This window comes from Pseudomonas sp. OTU5201, from assembly GCF_038440135.1.
GTDB lineage: Bacteria > Pseudomonadota > Gammaproteobacteria > Pseudomonadales > Pseudomonadaceae > Metapseudomonas > Metapseudomonas resinovorans.
In genome coordinates this window covers 88,011-105,456 of the sequence record NZ_JASATC010000011.1, presented here as the reverse complement: position 1 = coordinate 105,456, position 17,446 = coordinate 88,011, and the positions used below count along the sequence as shown (strand labels likewise).

Below are 17,446 nucleotides of genomic sequence, written 5' to 3'. Positions count from 1 at the left end.
CCCCCTGGGAGAGGGGCCGGGGGTGAGGGAAGCCCCGCCAAAACAGGAGTTCCCCAGCCATGCACCACGGCAGTTGCCTGTGCGGCGCAGTGAAGTACGAGATCGACGCGCCCATCAAATCCGCCACCCATTGTCATTGCAGCCAGTGCCGCAAGGGCCACGGTGCGGCGTTCGGCACCTATGGCAACGTGCGCTGGAGCAGTTTTCGCTGGACGCAGGGTGAGGACGCCGTAGCGCGCTACCACTCCTCCCCCTGCGTGTCCCGGACCTTCTGCCGGCACTGCGGCTCGACCCTCCAGTGGTACAGCGAAAACGCCCACCCCGACTGGGTCTCCATCGCCCTGGGCACGCTGGATTCGCCGCTGGGTGAAATCCCGCAGAAGCACATATTCCCGGAATCCAAGGCCGACTGGTACGCCATCGCCGACGGCCTGCCCCAGGAGCCCCGCTCCTGAGGCTTCACAGATAAACAACGAGGGTGCAGCCATGCTGCTCAACCTGTTCAACGAAATGCGTGCAGCCAAGGTGCCGGTCTCGGTCCGCGAGCTGCTGGACCTGATCAACGCGTTGAAGCACAACGTGGTGTTCGCCGACATGGACGAGTTCTACTTCCTCGCCCGCACGGTGCTGGTCAAGGACGAGCGCCATTTCGACAAGTTCGACCGTGCCTTCAGCGCCTACTTCAAGGGCCTGGAAAAGCTCGACGACTACCTCCAGGCGCTGATTCCCGAGGAATGGCTGCGCAAGGAATTCGAACGCATGCTCACCGATGAAGAGCGTGCGCAGATCCAGTCCCTAGGCGGCCTGGACAAGCTGATCGAAGAGTTCAAGAAGCGCCTCGAAGAGCAAAAGGAACGCCACGCCGGCGGCAACAAGTGGATCGGCACCGGCGGCACCAGCCCCTTCGGCTCCGGCGGCTTCAACCCCGAAGGCATTCGCGTCGGCGATGCCGGCAAGCGCCAGGGCAAGGCCGTGAAGGTCTGGGACCAGCGCGAATACAAGAATCTCGATGACCAGGTGGAACTCGGCACCCGCAACATCAAGGTCGCCCTACGCCGCCTGCGCAAGTTCGCCCGTGAAGGCGCGGCGGAAGAACTGGACCTGGAAGGCACCATCGACCACACCGCGAAAGACGCCGGCCTGCTCAACATCCAGATGCGCCCGGAACGCCGCAACACCGTGAAGCTGCTGCTCCTGCTGGACATCGGCGGCTCCATGGACGCTCACGTGAAGGTCTGCGAAGAGCTGTTCTCGGCCTGCAAGACCGAGTTCAAGCACCTCGAATACTTCTACTTCCACAACTTCGTCTACGAATCCGTGTGGAAGAACAACCTGCGCCGCACCTCCGAACGCACCGCCACGATGGACCTGCTGCACAAGTACGGCCCGGACTACAAAGTGGTGTTCGTCGGCGACGCCGCCATGGCCCCCTACGAAATCACCCAGGCCGGCGGCAGCGTCGAACACTGGAACGAAGAACCGGGCTACGCCTGGATGAAACGCTTCATGGAAAAGTACAAGAAGCTCATCTGGATCAACCCCTACCCCAAAGACACCTGGAACTACACCGCCTCCACCAACATCGTCCGCGAGCTGATCAACGACCAGATGTACCCGCTGACACTGCGGGGCTTGGAAGACGGGATGAAGTTTCTGTCGAAATGAACAACGGGCCCTGCGGGGCCCGTTCTGCTTTGTTGCCAAAGCCGCTAGGCTTGGTCCGTATTCCTTCGAAACGAGTCGATCATGCACGACATCTCCCTGCAGGATGCCGCCGCGCCGGATGGCGTCTGCTATGGCTGCGGCGGTCGCAACCATCACGGTTTGCACATCAAGAGCCACTGGCACGAGGACGGCGTCCATGTCGTGGCCGAACATGTGCCGGATGCCAAGTACTGCGGCTGGCCGGACCTGGTTTACGGCGGGCTGATCGCCATGCTGGTGGACTGCCACTCCAACTGGACCGCCATGGCCTACCACTACCGCGCCGAGGGCCGCGAGCCCGGTAGCCTGCCGCGCATCGAGTGCGTCACCGGGAACCTCGGCATCAAGTTCATCAAGCCGACGCCCATGGGCGTGCCGCTGCTGCTGCGCGCCCGGCTGGAGGGCGAACTGGGCCGCAAGACCCGAGTGATCTGTGAGGTTTATGCAGGAGAGCTGCTGACCGCCGTCGGCGATTCCGTGTTCGTGCGGGTGGACACCGGGCAGCTGGCTGCGTCGGCCCACGGTCGCGAGTCTTGAGCAACGCGGGAGCCCAATTGACCAGTAGCCAGATGCCAATCACGGCAAGATCAAGCCACCCCGTTTCCCTACCCTGCCCCATTCACGGTCAATTCCGTCGCGGGGTTTGGCGCCACCCAGGCATCGATTCCGCTTAGCCATTGCGCAGCGGAAATCGCTGCAGGCGTTTCACCCTGGCGAGCTTGCGCGCCGTCTCAACGAATGGCGTGACGATCAGGCTGTAGATCGTCAGGTAGCGGTCGTGGTCCTTTTCCAGGGTGCCAAAGCGGATGTCCTCGGGCTTCGAGGTGGTGACGTAGAGCGTGCCGAACATCCAGTCCCAAATCGACAGGTTGGTGCCGAAGTTCTTGTTGAAGTGCTTGGGCGCATCACTGTGATGAATCTGGTGCTGGGCCGGACTGTTCAGCACATGCTCGACCACAGGCCCGAACGACAGCCACACATGGCTGTGCCGCAGGTTGGCCGCCAGGGCATTGCAGATGAACACCAGGTAGGTAACGCCAAACAATGTATAGCGGCTGATTTCCCCACCGCAGGCATACCAGAAGGTGCCGGCGTAAAGGCCCAGGAAGACGCCGGTGCTCAGCTTCTCGACGATCTTCTCCACGAAGTGCACCCGACTCGCCGTCGCCGGCACCAGCACGGGCGCCGAATGATGGACCTTGTGAAACGCCCAGAGCCAGCGGGAATGAAAGGCCCGGTGCGCCCAGTAGTGCACGAAGTCCTTCACCAGGAACACGCCCAACCCGTAGAGCAGCGAGAGCGAGAGGTTCTCACCCAGTCGCGGGCGCTCGCCCCAGAGGTTGGTGAAAAAGGCGATGTAGTCCCCCGACTTCAGAATGTACGGGTCGACCAGGGCGACAATGGGCACCACCAGCGCCACCTTGAGCACCGCCCGCACGAAGTAGTAGCGGTAATCCAGCAACGCCGACCTGTGGAAATACACCCGGCTGCCCCCGATGAACTGCCAGAACGAGCTCGCGCTGGTCAGCTCGCGATGCTTCCTGAATCGGAACAGCCCGTAAGCGATGCAATAGGAAATGCACAGGAACAACACGCCAAAGCGGCCATTCAGATCGAAAATGCCGGCGAACTGGGTGATTACGGGATCGATCGTCCACTTGGCCACGCGCTCATGGACGTACAAGAGAACATCCATGAATGGCTGGCCTCGACGGAAGGAAGCGCATTCTAGATCAAAACGGGAATCATCCGCTGCTGCATCACGCGATCAAATTGCATCCCAGCGGGCTGGAGGGAACGAGTGGGGCAAAAAGGGGACACCCATTAGCCGGTCCCCTTTTCTCCGGATCAAGCAGATGCGAGCAGAGGGCATCACCATCGACGATGGTATGCACGACGCCTGCTGAGTATTTTGCGGGACGGTTTGTGGCCCGCCTTATGGCGGGCCTTATTTCTGCGTGCGAGAGAGCTGCGCCCAGCTGACGGTGCTCGCTGGCCAGCTCACCTTGCGGCAGCCGGCCTGAGTCAGGGACGTTTGTGGAACTGGAGATAGGCGAGTCTCATGTCGCTTGCCCACCCGTCAATTACGGGCTGGATGTTCTTCACCGAAAGCACCGCTTCCTTGTTCTCCAAACTTTCGCCGGTGCCTTGGCGCACCACCTCCGCCAGGAGTTTGGAATTGCCGCCATCGAGGAACATCGCTTCGGTGGCGATTTCCACTTGCTGGTCCCGGGCGCCAATCGCTGTGGATGTCGCGGCGACGACAAGAGCGATGGGAATCACCTCGTAAGGTTTGAGCCCCTCGGTGGACGTCGAAACAGCGGTAATGGCCGGACGCACTATGACACTGTCGGCCGTGGGCGAGTCGCTGATCCTCACCACCGATCCGAGCTCTCGCCTCAGCGCCGCATCGTAGTACCGGGTGATGTCATCCAGCGTGGCCTGGGGTATCTGCGGGCTGGACTGGGGACGCGGGTAGAACTGGCTGGGCTCCAAATAAATGCTGCTATAGCGCGAGAGGTCGATGTCGGGATCTATCCAGCGGGCTACCTTCACCCCACTGGCGGACTCCTGCTCTTCCAACACCTGGTAGTTCGGAAGGAAACCCGAGTAATTGGCCGGCTCGACCATTGTGCTCGAGCATCCCCCCGTGGCCAGAAGTGCAGCGACCGTTACAGCAATCACGTTCGAACGCATGGTGAACCCCCGATGGAAAAATCTGAATGTCCGCCCTCCAGTTACCTGGAAAGCAGGATGCAAAGTGCGGAAAAGAGAATTGGACTCCTCGCTTCTGCTCCCGCTATCAGGTCGGGAGTCAGGGCGATCCCCGCCGTGGGGACAGGCTCAAGCGTAGTTGGCGCCATGCCGAGTTCCAGTGCGGATCACACGTTAATCAACGGCGACCACAGGATCACGAGTGCGGGCAGGACGCCGGTCTGGGTCTGGGTCGCCCCTGAAACCCGCGCGGCTCTGACGCCTTGCCTACACGTCTCTCGCGAAGCTGATAGAGCGAGGGTCTGCGATGGAACACGAGGAAAGAGGCACCCGGCAGCCAATACTCGAACCCGTCGACCGCATCACCGAAGTGATATTCGGACTGCTGATGGCAATGACCTTCATTGGATCGCAGAGCGTTGCCAGGGCAGGCCGTGAAGAGGCAAGAACCATGCTGATCGCGGCTTTCGGCTGCAACCTCGCATGGAGCCTGGCCGATGCCGTCATCTACCTGCTGCGTACCTGGACTGAACGCACTCGCAGTCGACAGATTCCGCCTGGGGACTGCTAGCGGCGTCCGAGGCTGGCCCGGTTCCCCTCCCCCGGCCGCTCACCCTGAAGCGGAGAGCGGCCGGTGGCGAGGCGCCCGTGTTTCAACCCCGCCAGGATAGCGATGGGCTGTTCGACGTCTGTTTCTGTCATCACCGGCTCGGAACGATCGACCTGAACAGCCCGGATTGCGAACCATGATGTGTCCACCTTGTCTCCGCACACCCGTCAGCCATGTCTCAGGTCCGTACACCCAAACTGATCATTACTCCTCCTCAATAAGGGCCTCCAATCGCCCGGACTTCACGGCCTTCACCAAGGCCGCATGATCCTGCTCCGTCTGATCGGCATAGACGAGGGAAAAGTCACCCAGTGCCTCATCGAAACTGTCGCCATTGCCCAGGTAACCCGTGATGGTCGCACTATCACCCGACTTGGCATGGGCGCGGGCCAAGGTAATGCCACAGATTCCGGCATAGCGTTTGAGCCGCGTGGCTGAAACCCCCTCGATAGGCACGGACATCTTCATGTCACGCATCTGCCGGACAAAGTAATCATGCCCACCCTGGCCTCGCGTCCAGCCCAGGAAAATGTCGCTGGAGGACTGCATGAGCCGCTGCCCCATCACAACGCGCTGCCCCTGGTTCGCGTACTGGCTTTTCCCCGCATAGGGTTCGAGAACCGAGCGACAGGATTCTTTGAACTGAAGAATCAGGGGATGGTTTTCTTCGGAGAAGAACAATCCGATGAAGCAGCGGGTGCCAACGCTGCCAATGCCCACGACTTTCATGGCTACGTCCACCAGGCGATAGCGATCCAGGAGAACGCGACGTTCGTCGGACAGCGTCGAACGGTAGTCCGCCATCGCACGGTGGGCCGTTTCCAGGAATCGTGGTGTGTCGACGTGGTACAGGATCGGGGGTTGATCGACGATGCGCGGCAGCCCGGCAACCTGCTCGGTAATCTTGGGAAAGACGTTTTCGACCACCCGCGCGCGGGCTTTATCGGCAAGTTGCTGGCGGCTCTTTTTCACCTTTTCATCGGGCGCCATCTCGATCAGGGTGTCCATGTCCAGGCGCGAGTACCAGACCTCCAGCGGGTTCTTACTGGAGTATTCGTGCAGGCTCTCCCGATAGGCGCGCACACAAGCCACCGCGGCTTCCCGTGCCTGGTCATCGGACAGCCCGTTATCGCGTCCGGCAACCGCAAAACTCACGGCGAGCCGTTTGATATCCCACTCCCAGGGGGCGGGAAGGGTTTCGTCGAAGTCGTTGAGGTCGAACACCAGGTTGCGCTCTGGCGTGGCGAACAGACCGAAATTCAAGAGGTGGCAGTCGCCGCAGGCCTGCACCTGCACGCCGATGTCGGGGGTTCTGGCCAGGTCATGGGCCATGAGCGCCGCCGAGCCCCGGAGGAAGGTAAAGGGGCTGCGGAGCATGCGTCCGTAGCGGATCGGCACCAGCTCCTGAAGCCGATCCTTGTTCGATTCTTCGAGTATCGCGATCGGGTCCCGTCGCTTGTCCTTTGTTGTCCAGGCGGCATGGCTGCTGCGCGGCACCCTGTCTCGCAGCAGCTTCCCGGCACTCAGTCGTTCCTCGCGAGAGCGGAATTGCGTTACGGCCGCTGCTGCCTTGGCCGAATTGCCCTTTGCCGTGCTGGTGGTTTTCTTGCTGGCTGCCATGATTGCGCCCCACCCTATCCCGCTCACAGTCATCGTCGGTTGGCCCTCGGACCCCGGCACGAACTCCGTGTTGGTCGCCCTCAATAATGATGAAAGATGAACTTTCAGCCTTATGCACACCCTCGGCCCGGATGTCCGCGTGGGCGGATGTTGCGGAGCGACGCTGAGGCTTGCGGGGCTGGGCTAACCTCTCAGGTTGTGGGCCATGATCGGACCGCCGATCCCCAGTCGAGGATGGTGAGAGTGACTCCGAACAAGACGATCCTTCTCATTTCCGCCGTGGTTGCGTCTTTGGCGCTGTCGGGTTGCGCGAGCATCGGCCCCGCGACCGTGACGATGGATCGCTTCGATTACAGTTCGGCCATAGCCGATTCCTGGAAGCAGCAAACCCTGCTCAACATCGTCAAGCTGCGCTACATGGACATGCCCGTGTTTGTCGACGTTGCCTCGATAGTCGCCGGTTACTCGCTGGAAACCGGAGGCAGCATTGGCGGCCAGATTTCCTCGGCCGATGCCATTCAGGGCAACAGCGTCGTGCTGGGCGCCAACGGCAAGTACACCGACCGCCCCACGATTACCTATGTGCCGATGACCGGTGAGAAGTTCCTGATCGGACTGCTGACCCCCATCGACCCAAAGAATATTTTCTCCTTGCTCCAGTCAGGCTATGCGGCGGACTTCATCCTCGGGCTGACGGTCGAGTCGCTCAATGGTGTCCGCAATCGCACGGCATTGGCAGGCACCGTGCGCGAAGCTGAACCGGAGTTCCTGCGTGCCCTGGCGCTGCTTCGCGATATCCAGGTCGCAGGCGCCGTGGGTTTGCGCGTGGAAGACGACAAAGCCACCGGAACGACCGCGCTGCTGATCATGCGGCGGGATGATGTAGAGCCGGAAATACTGGAAAAACAGAAGCAGCTCCGCCGCTTGCTGCACTTGCCGGAAGACAGTGAGCGGCTCGTGCTCAAGTACTCGCCGGCACGCGGCGAAGCGGGCGAACTGTCAGTCAACAGCCGTTCGATGCTGCAGATCATGACGGCCTTCTCCAGCTACATCGAAGCGCCCCAAGCGCATATCCAGGACGGGAGTGCCGTGCCGACCGTCGACACCGGTAGCGTGGAGAATCGCGCATCAGGGATTCTCATTCGCAGCGGCAAGGAAAAGCCCGAGCACGCCTACACGGCCGTGCGTTATCGCGATCACTGGTTCTGGATCGACGACAGCAATTGGCAGGCGAAGCGGGCACTGGCCGCCATCATGTTTTTCTTCACGCTGTCGGAGGCCAAGGGGAACGACAATCTGCCGCTGATCACCATTCCGGCGCAGTGATGGCGCGCCGGCATAGCCCCGCCCGCTTTCGCTGGCACAATCGGGACGATCTACACTGCACAGATCGCTGAGTCCCACCGCGGTCATGTTGCAGTCGAGGTGGTAGAAGACCGACGCTCCGCCTGCAGGACGGATGGACTTATGCCGAGAAGCGATCCCCCCACGACCGATAAGGCGACGCCCGCAACGAGTCCTGCCGCCCATGCGCCGGTTCACGGCTGGCGCGCGGCCTTTCCTCCAGCCCAGTGGCTCCCGGCCTACCGAGCGCAATGGCTTCGCAGTGACGTTATCGCGGGTGTGACCCTGGCGGCCTACGGCATTCCGGTTTCCCTCGCCTATGCCTTGCTCGCGGGTCTTCCGCCGCAGTACGGCATCTACTGCTATCTGGTCGGCGGCCTGTTCTATGCCCTGTTTGGCTCTTCTCGCCAGTTGGCCATCGGCCCCACATCTGCCATCTCGATGCTCATCGGCGTCACGGTTGCGGGCATGGCGGGGGGCGATCCGACACGTTGGGCCGACATAGCGGCGCTGACAGCGCTGGTCATCGCCGCCATGTGTACGCTGGCATGGCTGCTGCGCCTGAGCTCGCTGGTCAACTTCATCAGCGAGACCATTCTGCTGGGTTTCAAGGCCGGCGCAGCGCTGACCATTGCGATGACCCAGTTGCCCAAGCTGTTCGGGGTCAAGGGAGGCGGGGAAGACTTCTTCGAGCGCATCATTGTCCTGGCCGGCCAACTTCCCGATACCAACTTCGCTGTACTGATGTTCGGCCTGGTAGCCATCGCGGCGCTGATGCTCGGGGAAAGGTTTCTGCCGGGCCGCCCGGTGGCCTTGTTCGTGGTGGTGATTTCGATCATCGCCCTGTCGGCGACGCCGCTGAGCAGCCTTGGCTTCACGGTTGTCGGGGCTTTGCCGACCGGTTTTCCCGACTTCCATCTCCCGGAGCTGCGACTGCGGGACGTGGACGGGGTCATTCCCCTCGCGTTCGCTTGCATGCTGCTGGCCTATGTGGAAAGCGTTTCAGCAGCCCGAGCCCTGGCCCAGGCGCATGGCCAGGAAATTGATCCACGCCAGGAGCTGCTTGGCCTGGGTGCCGCGAATCTGGGTGCAGCCTTGTTCCAGGCCTATCCGGTGGCCGGCGGTCTGTCTCAATCGTCGGTAAATGACAAAGCCGGTGCCAAGTCGCCGCTGGCACTGGTCTTTGCCTCGATCACCATCGCCTTGTGCCTGATGTTCCTGACCGGCCTGCTGGCCAACCTGCCCAATGTGGTGCTTGCGGCCATCGTGCTGGTGGCCGTCAAAGGCTTGATCAACATCCGCGAGCTGCGCCACGTCTGGCGCTTGAGTCGCTTCGAATTCAGCGTGTCGATGGTGGCCTTCACCGCCGTGCTGCTGCTGGGGATTCTCAAGGGCGTGCTGCTGGCGGTACTGGTGTCGCTCCTGTTGTTGATCCATCGCGTCGCGCACCCCCACGTGGCGTTTCTCGGCCAGATCCCCGGCACTCGGAGCTATTCCGACATGATTCGCAACCCCGAAAACCTGGCCGTACCGGGCGTGTTGGTATTCCGCGTCGAAGCATCGTTGCTCTACTTTAACGTCGAGCACGTTCGCGATGTGCTCTGGCAGAAAATCCGCTCTACCCCCGACGCGTTGAAGCTGGTGGTCTGCGACATGTCCGCCTCCCCGCTCGTCGACTTGGCCGGCGTACGTATGCTCGAAACCTTGCACGGGGAACTGCAGACGCTGGGGATACGCTTGCGCCCCGTCGGGGCCCATGCGCAAGTACGGGACATACTGCGCGCCGAAGGGCTGGAGGAACGCTTCGGCAACTTCGGTCACACGGTTTCGGTGGCCGACGTCATCGACGAGTTCCAGGGCAAGGCTGTAGCTGGCGCATGATGCCCCGTCGCTGAAGGACGAGCCGAGCTGGAAGCGGAGAGGGGACCGGGTAATGCCTCCGGGGACGAAGGACGGCTGCTAGAGGCATTCCAGACATTGGCTGATGCATTGCGGCAGGAAGTGGGAACGGTGGAAACGTGATCGGCTGGCAGCGGATCGAGCTCAGCCGCAACACACGGATTCGAGACGTGCCACTCGCAGGATGTGGCGGGCGGCGCTCCGCTGGAGCGCAGCGATACCCATCAGCGATGGTCCGATAGAGCACCGCCAGTGCTCTCTACGCGCCAAACACGGGCCTGAAGAACGAGCGCTCGTAGCTGAGGATGCACCGGGTCTCTTCCGCGTACTTGAAGGCGGCGATGCATTCCGGGTCGTTCATCGATTGCTGCCGGTAGTGCTCGTAGTCCGCAAGACTGGGAAAGGAGAACATCGCGAGCGCGATGTTGTTCGCGCCTTCGGACGGCAGGAAGTAGCCGTGGTGCTGGCCGCCGAACTTTTCCACCAGCGGAATCCACAGCTTTCCGTAGTGCTCGAACTCACTGAGCTTGTACGGGTCCAGGACATATCTCAGGTAACAGGTGACCATTTCTTCCCTCTCTGGCAATGGATGGGCGGCATGAGCGTCACCGCCAATGCCGCTGCTGCACCTTCTTGCTGCGGACGATGCCAGCTGCGGCGCCGATGAGCAGGAGGAGGCTTTCCAGCAGCCACGCCAGCAGCAGGCCGCAGGCCAGGCCCCAGGCGATGGCCTCGGGTTTGAGCAGCAGTTGGTAGCTGTAGGCGGTGAGGGTTTCCTGGCGCAGCTCGGGGTTGGCCATGGTCAGTACATGCCAGGCGCGCTGGTACCAGGGGCCCTGCAGAGCGCGCCATTCACGTTGCATCAGGTCGTTGCGGGTGACGAGGAGGGCCACGCTGTCGGCGTCGCTGCGCATGACCGGGTCAGCGCTTGCGCGGTAGTGGGCGACCAGGGCGTCGAGGTCGCCCTCGAAGAAGCGCTGGGCGGTTTCACGGAAGCCCTTGAGGCCCTGCTCCGCTTCCAGCCGGTGGGCGTCGACGCGCTGGGCGTAGTCTTCGATAAACCCCGGCACCTGCACCCCGACCAGCAGGCCCAGGGTGAACAGGATCAGGCGCAGGTAGCTTCGCAACATTCCCTGTATCTCCTGTTGTCAGGCCCGGCCCTGGGTGACGATCTCGCCGCGGCGCCAGAGGATCCACTCGCCGGGCTGGAAGATGTTCCAGTTTTCGTTGTCGGTCAGCGGTTCGGTGGCAATCACCGTGACCACGTCGTTGGGGGTGGTTTCGGCCTGGAAGTCCACGGTCAGGTCGGCGTCCTTCAGGCGTGCTGGGCCGAAGGGCGCGCGACGGGTGATGTGGGCCAGCTTGGTGGAGCAGAAGCTGAACAGCCAGTCGCCGTCGCTGAGCAGGCAGTTGAACACGCCCTTCTGGCGAAATTCGAAGCAGGCCTGGATCAGCACCGGCAGGAGGATCTCCGCCATCACCGGTTCGGGAAAAGCGCCGCGCACGCGGTTGAGCAGGTTGCAGAAGGCCGCTTCGCTGTCGGTATCGCCCACCGGGCAGTAGAAGCCTCTGGGCGGCTCGAAGCCGGACAGTTGGCCGTTGTGCGCAAAGCACCAATTGCGGCCCCAGAGCTCGCGGACGAACGGATGGGTGTTGGACAGGCAGACCTTGCCGACGTTGGCCTGGCGAATGTGGCCGATGACGGTTTCGCTCTTGATCGGGTAACGCTGGACCAGGCGCGCCACCTCGGACTCGATGCTCGCGGCCGGGTCCTGGAACAGGCGCAGGCCGCGCCCTTCATAGAAGCCGATGCCCCAGCCGTCGCGGTGCGGGCCGGTGCCGCCGCCACGTTGCATCAGGCCGGTGAAGCTAAAAACGATATCGGTGGGGACGTTGGCGCTCATGCCGAGCAATTCGCACATGGTTCAGGACTCTGGCGTCAGGCGTTCTTGTAAGGGGGCGACTTCCCGCACCGGGAAGTGAAAGGGACGTTCCGGGCCGGGGTGGTCCATGCTGAACGTCCCGTGACCGGGCCGCAAGGCCCGGTGCATCAGAGGCGGGGTTCGATGCGCAGGCGGCGGTCGCCGTTCTGGTCGTAGCGGGTGTCCGCCTCGGGTTTGCTGTCACGCATGACTTCGCGCAGCGTCGGCTCTTCTTCAGCCTGCTGGGCTGCTTCGCGTTCGGCACGGCGGGCCTTGAGCTTGTTCTCGATGGGCCAGCGGATGCCGGCGTATACCAGGTACACGGCCAGCGCGATGATGCTGTACATGGTCAGATCGAGGGTAGCTTTCCAGGCGTTGTTGCCGACCTTGAACAGCACATCCAGCGCGGTGATGGCCACCGCCGGGGCGAACATGTCCTTGGCCGGGTCGACGATGGTGGGGGTCAGCAACAGCACGGCCATCAGCAGACGCAGCGGCTCACGCAGCCAGCGCCACATCCAGCCCGTGAGGCGGAACCAGACCAGCAGGCAGCCGAGCGCGGCCACTCCGTAGGCAGCCCAGGCGAGCAGGTAGTCGTTTTCAGTCATTGGCATCCGTGGCAAGGCTGGCAAAAGGGCGCTTATGATAAACGCTTTTCACGGTTCCGGCGCTCCTGCCGTCGCCGCCCCGCCTGCCTTCGAGAGTGCCCATGTCCCAAGCCCCCATCGCCCGCATCGAACCCGGTGACGACCCCTACCGCTGGCTGGAGGAGCGCGATGCGCCCGACGTGCTCGCCCACCTCGAGGCGGAAAACGCCTGGCTGGAAACCGTGCTGGCCGATCAGAAGGCGCTGCGCGAGACGCTGTTCCAGGAGATCAAGGGCCGCATCCGCGAAACCGACCTGTCCCTACCGGTGCCCTGGGGCCCCTGGCTCTACTACCAGCGCACCACCGCCGGTGACGAATACCCGCGCCACTACCGCTGCCCGCGCCCGGCCGACGGCTCCCTGACCCTGGACGACCTCGGCGAAGAACTGCTGCTGGACCCGAACGAGCTGGCCGCTGGCGGCTTCCTGTCCATTGGCGCCTTCAGCATCAGCCCCGACCACGCACGCCTGGCCTACAGCCTGGATACCAGCGGCGACGAGATCTACCAGTTGTTCGTCAAGGAACTGGCCACCGGAGAAATCACCGCCCTGCCCTTCGAGCACTGCGACGGCAGCATGACCTGGGCCAACGACAGCGCCACGCTGTTCTTTGGTGAACTGGACGACACCCATCGCCCGCACCGCCTCTACCGCACCCGCCTGGGCGAACCCGGCGCCGCTCTGGTATTCGAGGAAGGCGACGGACGCTTTTTCCTGCATTGCTACCGCGCCAGCTCCGAGCGCCAACTGATCCTTCTGCTCAACAGCAAGACCACCAGCGAAGCCTGGGTGCTGGATGCCGACACCCCTGAAGGTGCCTGGGCCTGCGTGGCCGAGCGCGAAGAAGAGCACGAGTACTACATCGACCACGGCAAGCTGGACGGCCAGTGGGCCTGGTTGATCCGCAGCAACCAGAGCGGCATCAACTTCGCGCTCTACCAGAGCACCGAAGCCGTGCCCGCTCGCGCCCGCTGGCAGACGCTGATCGCCCATGACGAGACGCGCATGCTGGAAGGCGTCAGCCTGAATGCCGGCGGCTTCGTCCTGAGCCTGCGCGAAGGGGGCCTGCCAATCATCCAGGTGCACCCGCAAGGCGCGGCGCCCTACCCGCTCCAGTTGCCGGATGCAGCCTACAGCCTCTACGTGCAGGACAGCCTGGAGTTCGACAGCCCGGTGGTCCGCCTGCGCTACGAGGCTCTCAACCGCCCGGCACAGGTGCGCCAACTGGAGCTGGCCACAGGCGCGCAGAAGGTGCTCAAGGAAACGCCGGTGGAAGGCCCCTTCGATGCGGACGCCTTTGTCAGCCAGCGTCTCTGGGCGACGGCGGCGGACGGTACGCGCATCCCCATCAGCCTGGTGGCGCACCGCGACACCCTGGGCAAGCCCGCCCCGCTCTACCTGTACGGCTACGGCGCCTATGGCGAGAGCCTCGATCCCTGGTTCTCCCATGCGCGGCTGAGCCTGCTGGAGCGCGGGTTCGTATTCGCCATCGCTCATGTGCGCGGCGGCGGTGAGCTGGGTGAGGCCTGGTACCGCGCCGGCAAGCTGGAACACAAGACCAACAGCTTCGGCGACTTCATCGCCTGCGCCGAGCACCTGATCGCCGAGGGCTACACCACCTCCGCGCAACTGGCCATCAGCGGCGGCAGCGCCGGGGGCTTGCTGATGGGGGCGGTGCTGAACCTGCGCCCAGAGCTGTTCGCCGCCGCCATCGCCGAAGTGCCGTTCGTGGATGTGCTGAACACCATGCAGAACCCCGACCTGCCGCTGACCGTGACCGAGTATGACGAATGGGGCGACCCGAACGAGCCGGAGGTGTTCGCGCGGATCAAGGGCTACGCGCCCTACGAGAACGTAAGCGCCCAAGCCTACCCGGCGATGCTGGTGGTGGCCGGCTACAACGACAGCCGCGTGCAGTACTGGGAAGCCGCAAAATGGGTGGCCCGCCTGCGTGCGACGAAGACCGACAGCAACCCGCTGCTGCTCAAGACCGACCTTGGCGCCGGCCATGGCGGCATGAGCGGCCGCTACCAGGCGCTGCGCGACGTGGCGCTGGAGTACGCCTTCCTGCTCAAGGTGCTGGGGCTGCCTCAGTAACGATCAGGGATTGCCGGTGCCGGTCCCGAGTCCCTTGGTGTTGCGCTCCAGTTGCTGCTCCAGCACCGGAATCGGCTGGTCGCGCTGCTCCAGGGATTCGCGCAGGCGCTGCTCCTGGTCCGGCCTTTTCATCATCTGCGGGCTGCCGCTCTGCGGCGCCGGACGAGTGATCGCACGCGGCGTCACCTGCGGATAAGGCTGCGGATTGACGGTGCCGGGCGAACCGGCCGGCGCCTGCAAGGGCGCACGCAGCAACGGTGGATTTTGCGCGGCCGCGCTGCCGGCGATCAGGGCCAGCGCCAGCAGCAACGACCTGTGCGAAAGCTTCATGGGCTGCCTCCGGTTCATACCTTGTCTGAGTCTAAACCCCGACGGCCGGCGCGGCGCCCCGTGCGACGGGATACCCGCGATCCGGCATGCCCGGACTAGACTTTTCACAGATCCAGACTCAGGAGCGCAACCAATGGGCACAGAGCGATCAGCACCGCCCGCGAGCAAGCTGGACAAACTGCTTGCCGACGAACGCAAGCGGCGCGAACACAGCTACCGGGAGCAGGCACTGAAGCTGTTTCCCTGGGTATGTGGCCGTTGTGGACGCGAGTTCAGCGGCAAGCGCCTGTCCGAACTTACGGTGCATCACCGCGATCACAATCATGACAACAACCCGCCGGACGGTTCGAACTGGGAGCTGCTCTGCCTCTACTGTCATGACAACGAGCACGCCCGCTACACCGACCAGCAGTGGCACAGCGAGGAAGAACCCGGCGCGCGGCAGGGTCCGCGCACCACCTACAAGGCGTTCGCCGACATCGGCAACCTGTTGAAGCGCGAGGAATAGCCCACCGGGCCGTTCGTCACCGAGTCCGCAAGGAGATCACGATGAAGATCCTGATGGTACTGACCTCCCACGACCAGTTGGGCAACACCGGCAAGAAGACCGGTTTCTGGCTGGAGGAGTTCGCCGCGCCCTATTTCGCCTTCCGCGATGCCGGCGCCGAGGTGGTGCTGGCCTCGCCCAGAGGCGGCCAGCCGCCGCTGGACCCGAAGAGCGACGACCCGGACGCCCAGACCGAGGCAACCCACAGGTTCCGCGAGGATGACGAGGCGCGCCGTGCACTGGCCAACACCCATATACTGGCCGGGCTGGTGCCGGGGGACTACGACGCCCTCTTCTACCCCGGTGGCCACGGCCCGCTGTGGGACCTGGTCGACGACCTGCACTCCATCGTTCTGGTCGAAAGCTTCTACGCCGCCGGCAAGCCGGTGGGCGCCGTGTGCCACGCCCCGGCGGTGCTGCTCAACGCCAAAGCCCCGGACGGCGCGCCGCTGGTGCAGGGCAATGCAGTGACCGGCTTTTCCAACTCCGAGGAAACCGCCGTGGGCCTGGCCGACGTGGTGCCCTTCCTGCTGGAAGATGCGCTGAAGGAGAACGGCGGCCATTACTCCAAGGTGGCGGACTGGCAGCCCCATGTGGTCACCGACGGCAACCTGATCACCGGGCAGAACCCGGCATCGTCCGAGCCGACGGCGGCAGCCATGCTGGAACTGTTGAGCGGGCGGCGGGGAGAGATGTAGGCCGACAGTGGGAAATTGATCCCTGTGGGGGCGAATTCGCCCCTACAGAAAACGCGCTGCAATCAACGCAACAGCTTGGTATCCAGCACGTCCGACGCGCCGCCCATGATGTTTTCGGTGATTTCGATGAAGTCCTTGGTGCTGGCCTTGTCCAGGCGCATCAGGCCTCGGGCGACGTCGTCCATGGAGCGCTGGCCGTCAGTGCGCAGGCGGATTTCCTTGTCCAGGTCCTGCAGCAGCAGCACGGCGCGGGCGGTGACGGCGCCGCTGGCCTGTTCGCCGCGCAGGCTGTCGACCTTCTTGCTCCACTGGCGCAGCTGCTTGCGAATGGCCTCGTAGCGATCGTCGCTCAGACCACCGGCACGGCGCAGCAGCTCGATGGCGTAGTACTCGGCCACCCCTTCGCTGATCCAGTCGCTCTTGTCGGTATCACTGATCCGGCTGAGCACATGCACCAGCTCATGCACCAGGGAACTGGTGCCGTTCTCGCTCACCAGCGGTCGCGCCGAGTGCATGAAGTAGGAGTTGGGGGCAGACAGGCCGCCTCGCCACATGGGGTCGTTGGCCCCGACGATCAGCAGCTTGCCCGGCTCGCGGGGAAAGACTTCCTGGGCATGGGGCCAGACAAAGGTCAGCAGGGTGAGGATGTCCATGCGCCGCATGCCCTCGCCCACCGGCGCACTGACGGTGACGTCGGTGGCCCCCAGGGTGGCACGGCGACTGCCCAGCTTGCCGGCCAGGATCCAGCCGGTGGGACGGTCGAACATGCGCTCGGGGTTGTCGATGCGGAAGCGGTTCTTTCCGACGCGTGGCCAGCCGGTTTCCACCGACTTCCACCCCTTGGGCATATCGATCTGCAGGCGCGCCACCAGTTCGATGCCATCCACCATGTCCAGGCGCGCCGCCGGCACCAGGTCATCGCCCCGCAGCAACGCCCAGTCGGGGGTCATACGGGCATCGAAACGACCATCGCCACGCGGGTGACTGACACGCACCTTGTAGCTCAGGCTGGCCTTGCCGTCGCCGGGCACCCAGGTGCCGTGTTGCGGGTCATCCTGGGTCCAGCTGCCGCTGGCCTTGAAGTCGCTGTAGTAACCCTTGTCGCCCAGGTCGAAACGCAGGCTGCGCACGCCGTCGCCTTTCTCCAGTACCAGGCTGACTTCGGCCTGGTCGCTCTCGGGTAGAAAGCGCACCTGATAGTCGAGATCGACCTTCTTCGCTGCCCACAGCGGGGCGCTCAGGGTCAGCAGGGCGGTGGACAGCAGGAGCTGGGAACGGGCGGACATCGAGGATGGTTTCCTTGGTGGGTGTGAC

At 63.5% G+C, this 17,446-nt stretch carries 17 protein-coding genes and 1 pseudogene; 9 read left to right on the top strand and 9 right to left on the bottom strand.

Annotated elements, in window-relative coordinates; translation table 11 throughout:
* The first annotated feature begins 59 nt into the window (after positions 1 to 59).
* From AAHM40_RS09490 to AAHM40_RS09480, 3 genes are all read left to right on the top strand, one after another.
* On the top strand, positions 60 to 455 hold the full coding sequence (locus AAHM40_RS09490) for a GFA family protein (RefSeq protein ID WP_342244404.1): 396 nt from the start codon (positions 60 to 62) through the stop codon (positions 453 to 455).
* Between the two features lie 31 nt (positions 456 to 486).
* Positions 487 to 1,665 (top strand): vWA domain-containing protein, encoded by a 1,179-nt coding sequence (locus AAHM40_RS09485; RefSeq protein WP_028629021.1) that lies wholly within the window; start codon positions 487 to 489, stop codon positions 1,663 to 1,665.
* Between the two features lie 81 nt (positions 1,666 to 1,746).
* Positions 1,747 to 2,241 (top strand): PaaI family thioesterase, encoded by a 495-nt coding sequence (locus tag AAHM40_RS09480; protein ID WP_137820824.1) that lies wholly within the window; start codon positions 1,747 to 1,749, stop codon positions 2,239 to 2,241.
* Between the two features lie 133 nt (positions 2,242 to 2,374).
* Here AAHM40_RS09480 and AAHM40_RS09475 read toward each other — a convergent pair whose 3' ends face one another.
* Both AAHM40_RS09475 and AAHM40_RS09470 read right to left on the bottom strand, forming a co-directional pair.
* Positions 2,375 to 3,400: a sterol desaturase family protein gene (locus AAHM40_RS09475; protein WP_342244403.1), complete on the bottom strand. Its 1,026-nt coding sequence runs from the start codon at positions 3,398 to 3,400 to the stop codon at positions 2,375 to 2,377.
* 329 nt (positions 3,401 to 3,729) lie between these two features.
* Positions 3,730 to 4,401 (bottom strand): DUF3313 domain-containing protein, encoded by a 672-nt coding sequence (locus AAHM40_RS09470; RefSeq protein WP_342244402.1) that lies wholly within the window; start codon positions 4,399 to 4,401, stop codon positions 3,730 to 3,732.
* Between the two features lie 325 nt (positions 4,402 to 4,726).
* Between AAHM40_RS09470 and AAHM40_RS09465 the strand changes: the two are divergent.
* A pseudogene (locus tag AAHM40_RS09465) lies at positions 4,727 to 4,972 on the top strand (hypothetical protein); the annotation flags it as partial.
* Positions 4,973 to 5,233: 261 nt separating this feature from the next.
* On the opposite strand, the gene AAHM40_RS09460 reads toward AAHM40_RS09465, so the two are convergent.
* On the bottom strand, positions 5,234 to 6,649 hold the full coding sequence (locus AAHM40_RS09460) for a DUF2252 domain-containing protein (RefSeq protein ID WP_342244401.1): 1,416 nt from the start codon (positions 6,647 to 6,649) through the stop codon (positions 5,234 to 5,236).
* 243 nt (positions 6,650 to 6,892) lie between these two features.
* Between AAHM40_RS09460 and AAHM40_RS09455 the strand changes: the two genes are divergently transcribed.
* Positions 6,893 to 7,975, top strand: coding sequence for a hypothetical protein (locus tag AAHM40_RS09455; protein WP_342244400.1), 1,083 nt, complete (start codon positions 6,893 to 6,895; stop codon positions 7,973 to 7,975).
* A gap of 141 nt (positions 7,976 to 8,116) precedes the next feature.
* On the top strand, positions 8,117 to 9,874 hold the full coding sequence (locus AAHM40_RS09450; protein WP_342244399.1) for a SulP family inorganic anion transporter: 1,758 nt from the start codon (positions 8,117 to 8,119) through the stop codon (positions 9,872 to 9,874).
* Between the two features lie 277 nt (positions 9,875 to 10,151).
* On the opposite strand, the gene AAHM40_RS09445 is transcribed toward AAHM40_RS09450, so the two are convergent.
* The 4 genes from AAHM40_RS09445 to AAHM40_RS09430 all read right to left on the bottom strand — a co-directional run bounded on the left by AAHM40_RS09445 (position 10,152) and on the right by AAHM40_RS09430 (position 12,422).
* Positions 10,152 to 10,460 carry an NIPSNAP family protein gene (locus tag AAHM40_RS09445; RefSeq protein WP_342244398.1) on the bottom strand — a complete coding sequence of 103 codons (309 nt, stop codon included), beginning with the start codon at positions 10,458 to 10,460 and terminating at the stop codon, positions 10,152 to 10,154.
* A 37-nt stretch (positions 10,461 to 10,497) separates the two neighbouring features.
* Positions 10,498 to 11,022, bottom strand: coding sequence for a DUF2937 family protein (locus AAHM40_RS09440; protein ID WP_342244397.1), 525 nt, complete (start codon positions 11,020 to 11,022; stop codon positions 10,498 to 10,500).
* A gap of 18 nt (positions 11,023 to 11,040) precedes the next feature.
* Positions 11,041 to 11,814, bottom strand: coding sequence for a class II glutamine amidotransferase (locus AAHM40_RS09435; protein WP_342244396.1), 774 nt, complete (start codon positions 11,812 to 11,814; stop codon positions 11,041 to 11,043).
* A gap of 128 nt (positions 11,815 to 11,942) precedes the next feature.
* A complete protein-coding gene (locus AAHM40_RS09430; protein ID WP_342244395.1) occupies positions 11,943 to 12,422 on the bottom strand; it encodes an MFS transporter in 480 nt (159 codons plus the stop codon).
* Positions 12,423 to 12,517: 95 nt separating this feature from the next.
* On the opposite strand from AAHM40_RS09430, the gene AAHM40_RS09425 reads away from it, so the two are divergent.
* Positions 12,518 to 14,557: a S9 family peptidase gene (locus AAHM40_RS09425; protein ID WP_342244394.1), complete on the top strand. Its 2,040-nt coding sequence runs from the start codon at positions 12,518 to 12,520 to the stop codon at positions 14,555 to 14,557.
* A 3-nt stretch (positions 14,558 to 14,560) separates the two neighbouring features.
* On the opposite strand, the gene AAHM40_RS09420 is transcribed toward AAHM40_RS09425, so the two are convergent.
* Positions 14,561 to 14,887 (bottom strand): hypothetical protein, encoded by a 327-nt coding sequence (locus AAHM40_RS09420; RefSeq protein WP_280283470.1) that lies wholly within the window; start codon positions 14,885 to 14,887, stop codon positions 14,561 to 14,563.
* Between the two features lie 133 nt (positions 14,888 to 15,020).
* Here AAHM40_RS09420 and AAHM40_RS09415 point away from each other — a divergent pair, with 133 nt between their 5' ends.
* Together AAHM40_RS09415 and AAHM40_RS09410 are read left to right on the top strand one after the other, a co-directional pair.
* On the top strand, positions 15,021 to 15,395 hold the full coding sequence (locus AAHM40_RS09415) for a YajD family HNH nuclease (RefSeq protein ID WP_342244393.1): 375 nt from the start codon (positions 15,021 to 15,023) through the stop codon (positions 15,393 to 15,395).
* 41 nt (positions 15,396 to 15,436) lie between these two features.
* A complete protein-coding gene (locus AAHM40_RS09410) occupies positions 15,437 to 16,132 on the top strand; it encodes a type 1 glutamine amidotransferase domain-containing protein (RefSeq protein WP_342244392.1) in 696 nt (231 codons plus the stop codon).
* Positions 16,133 to 16,194: 62 nt separating this feature from the next.
* Here AAHM40_RS09410 and AAHM40_RS09405 read toward each other — a convergent pair whose 3' ends face one another.
* A complete protein-coding gene (locus AAHM40_RS09405; protein ID WP_342244391.1) occupies positions 16,195 to 17,418 on the bottom strand; it encodes a hypothetical protein in 1,224 nt (407 codons plus the stop codon).
* Positions 17,419 to 17,446 lie beyond the last annotated feature (28 nt).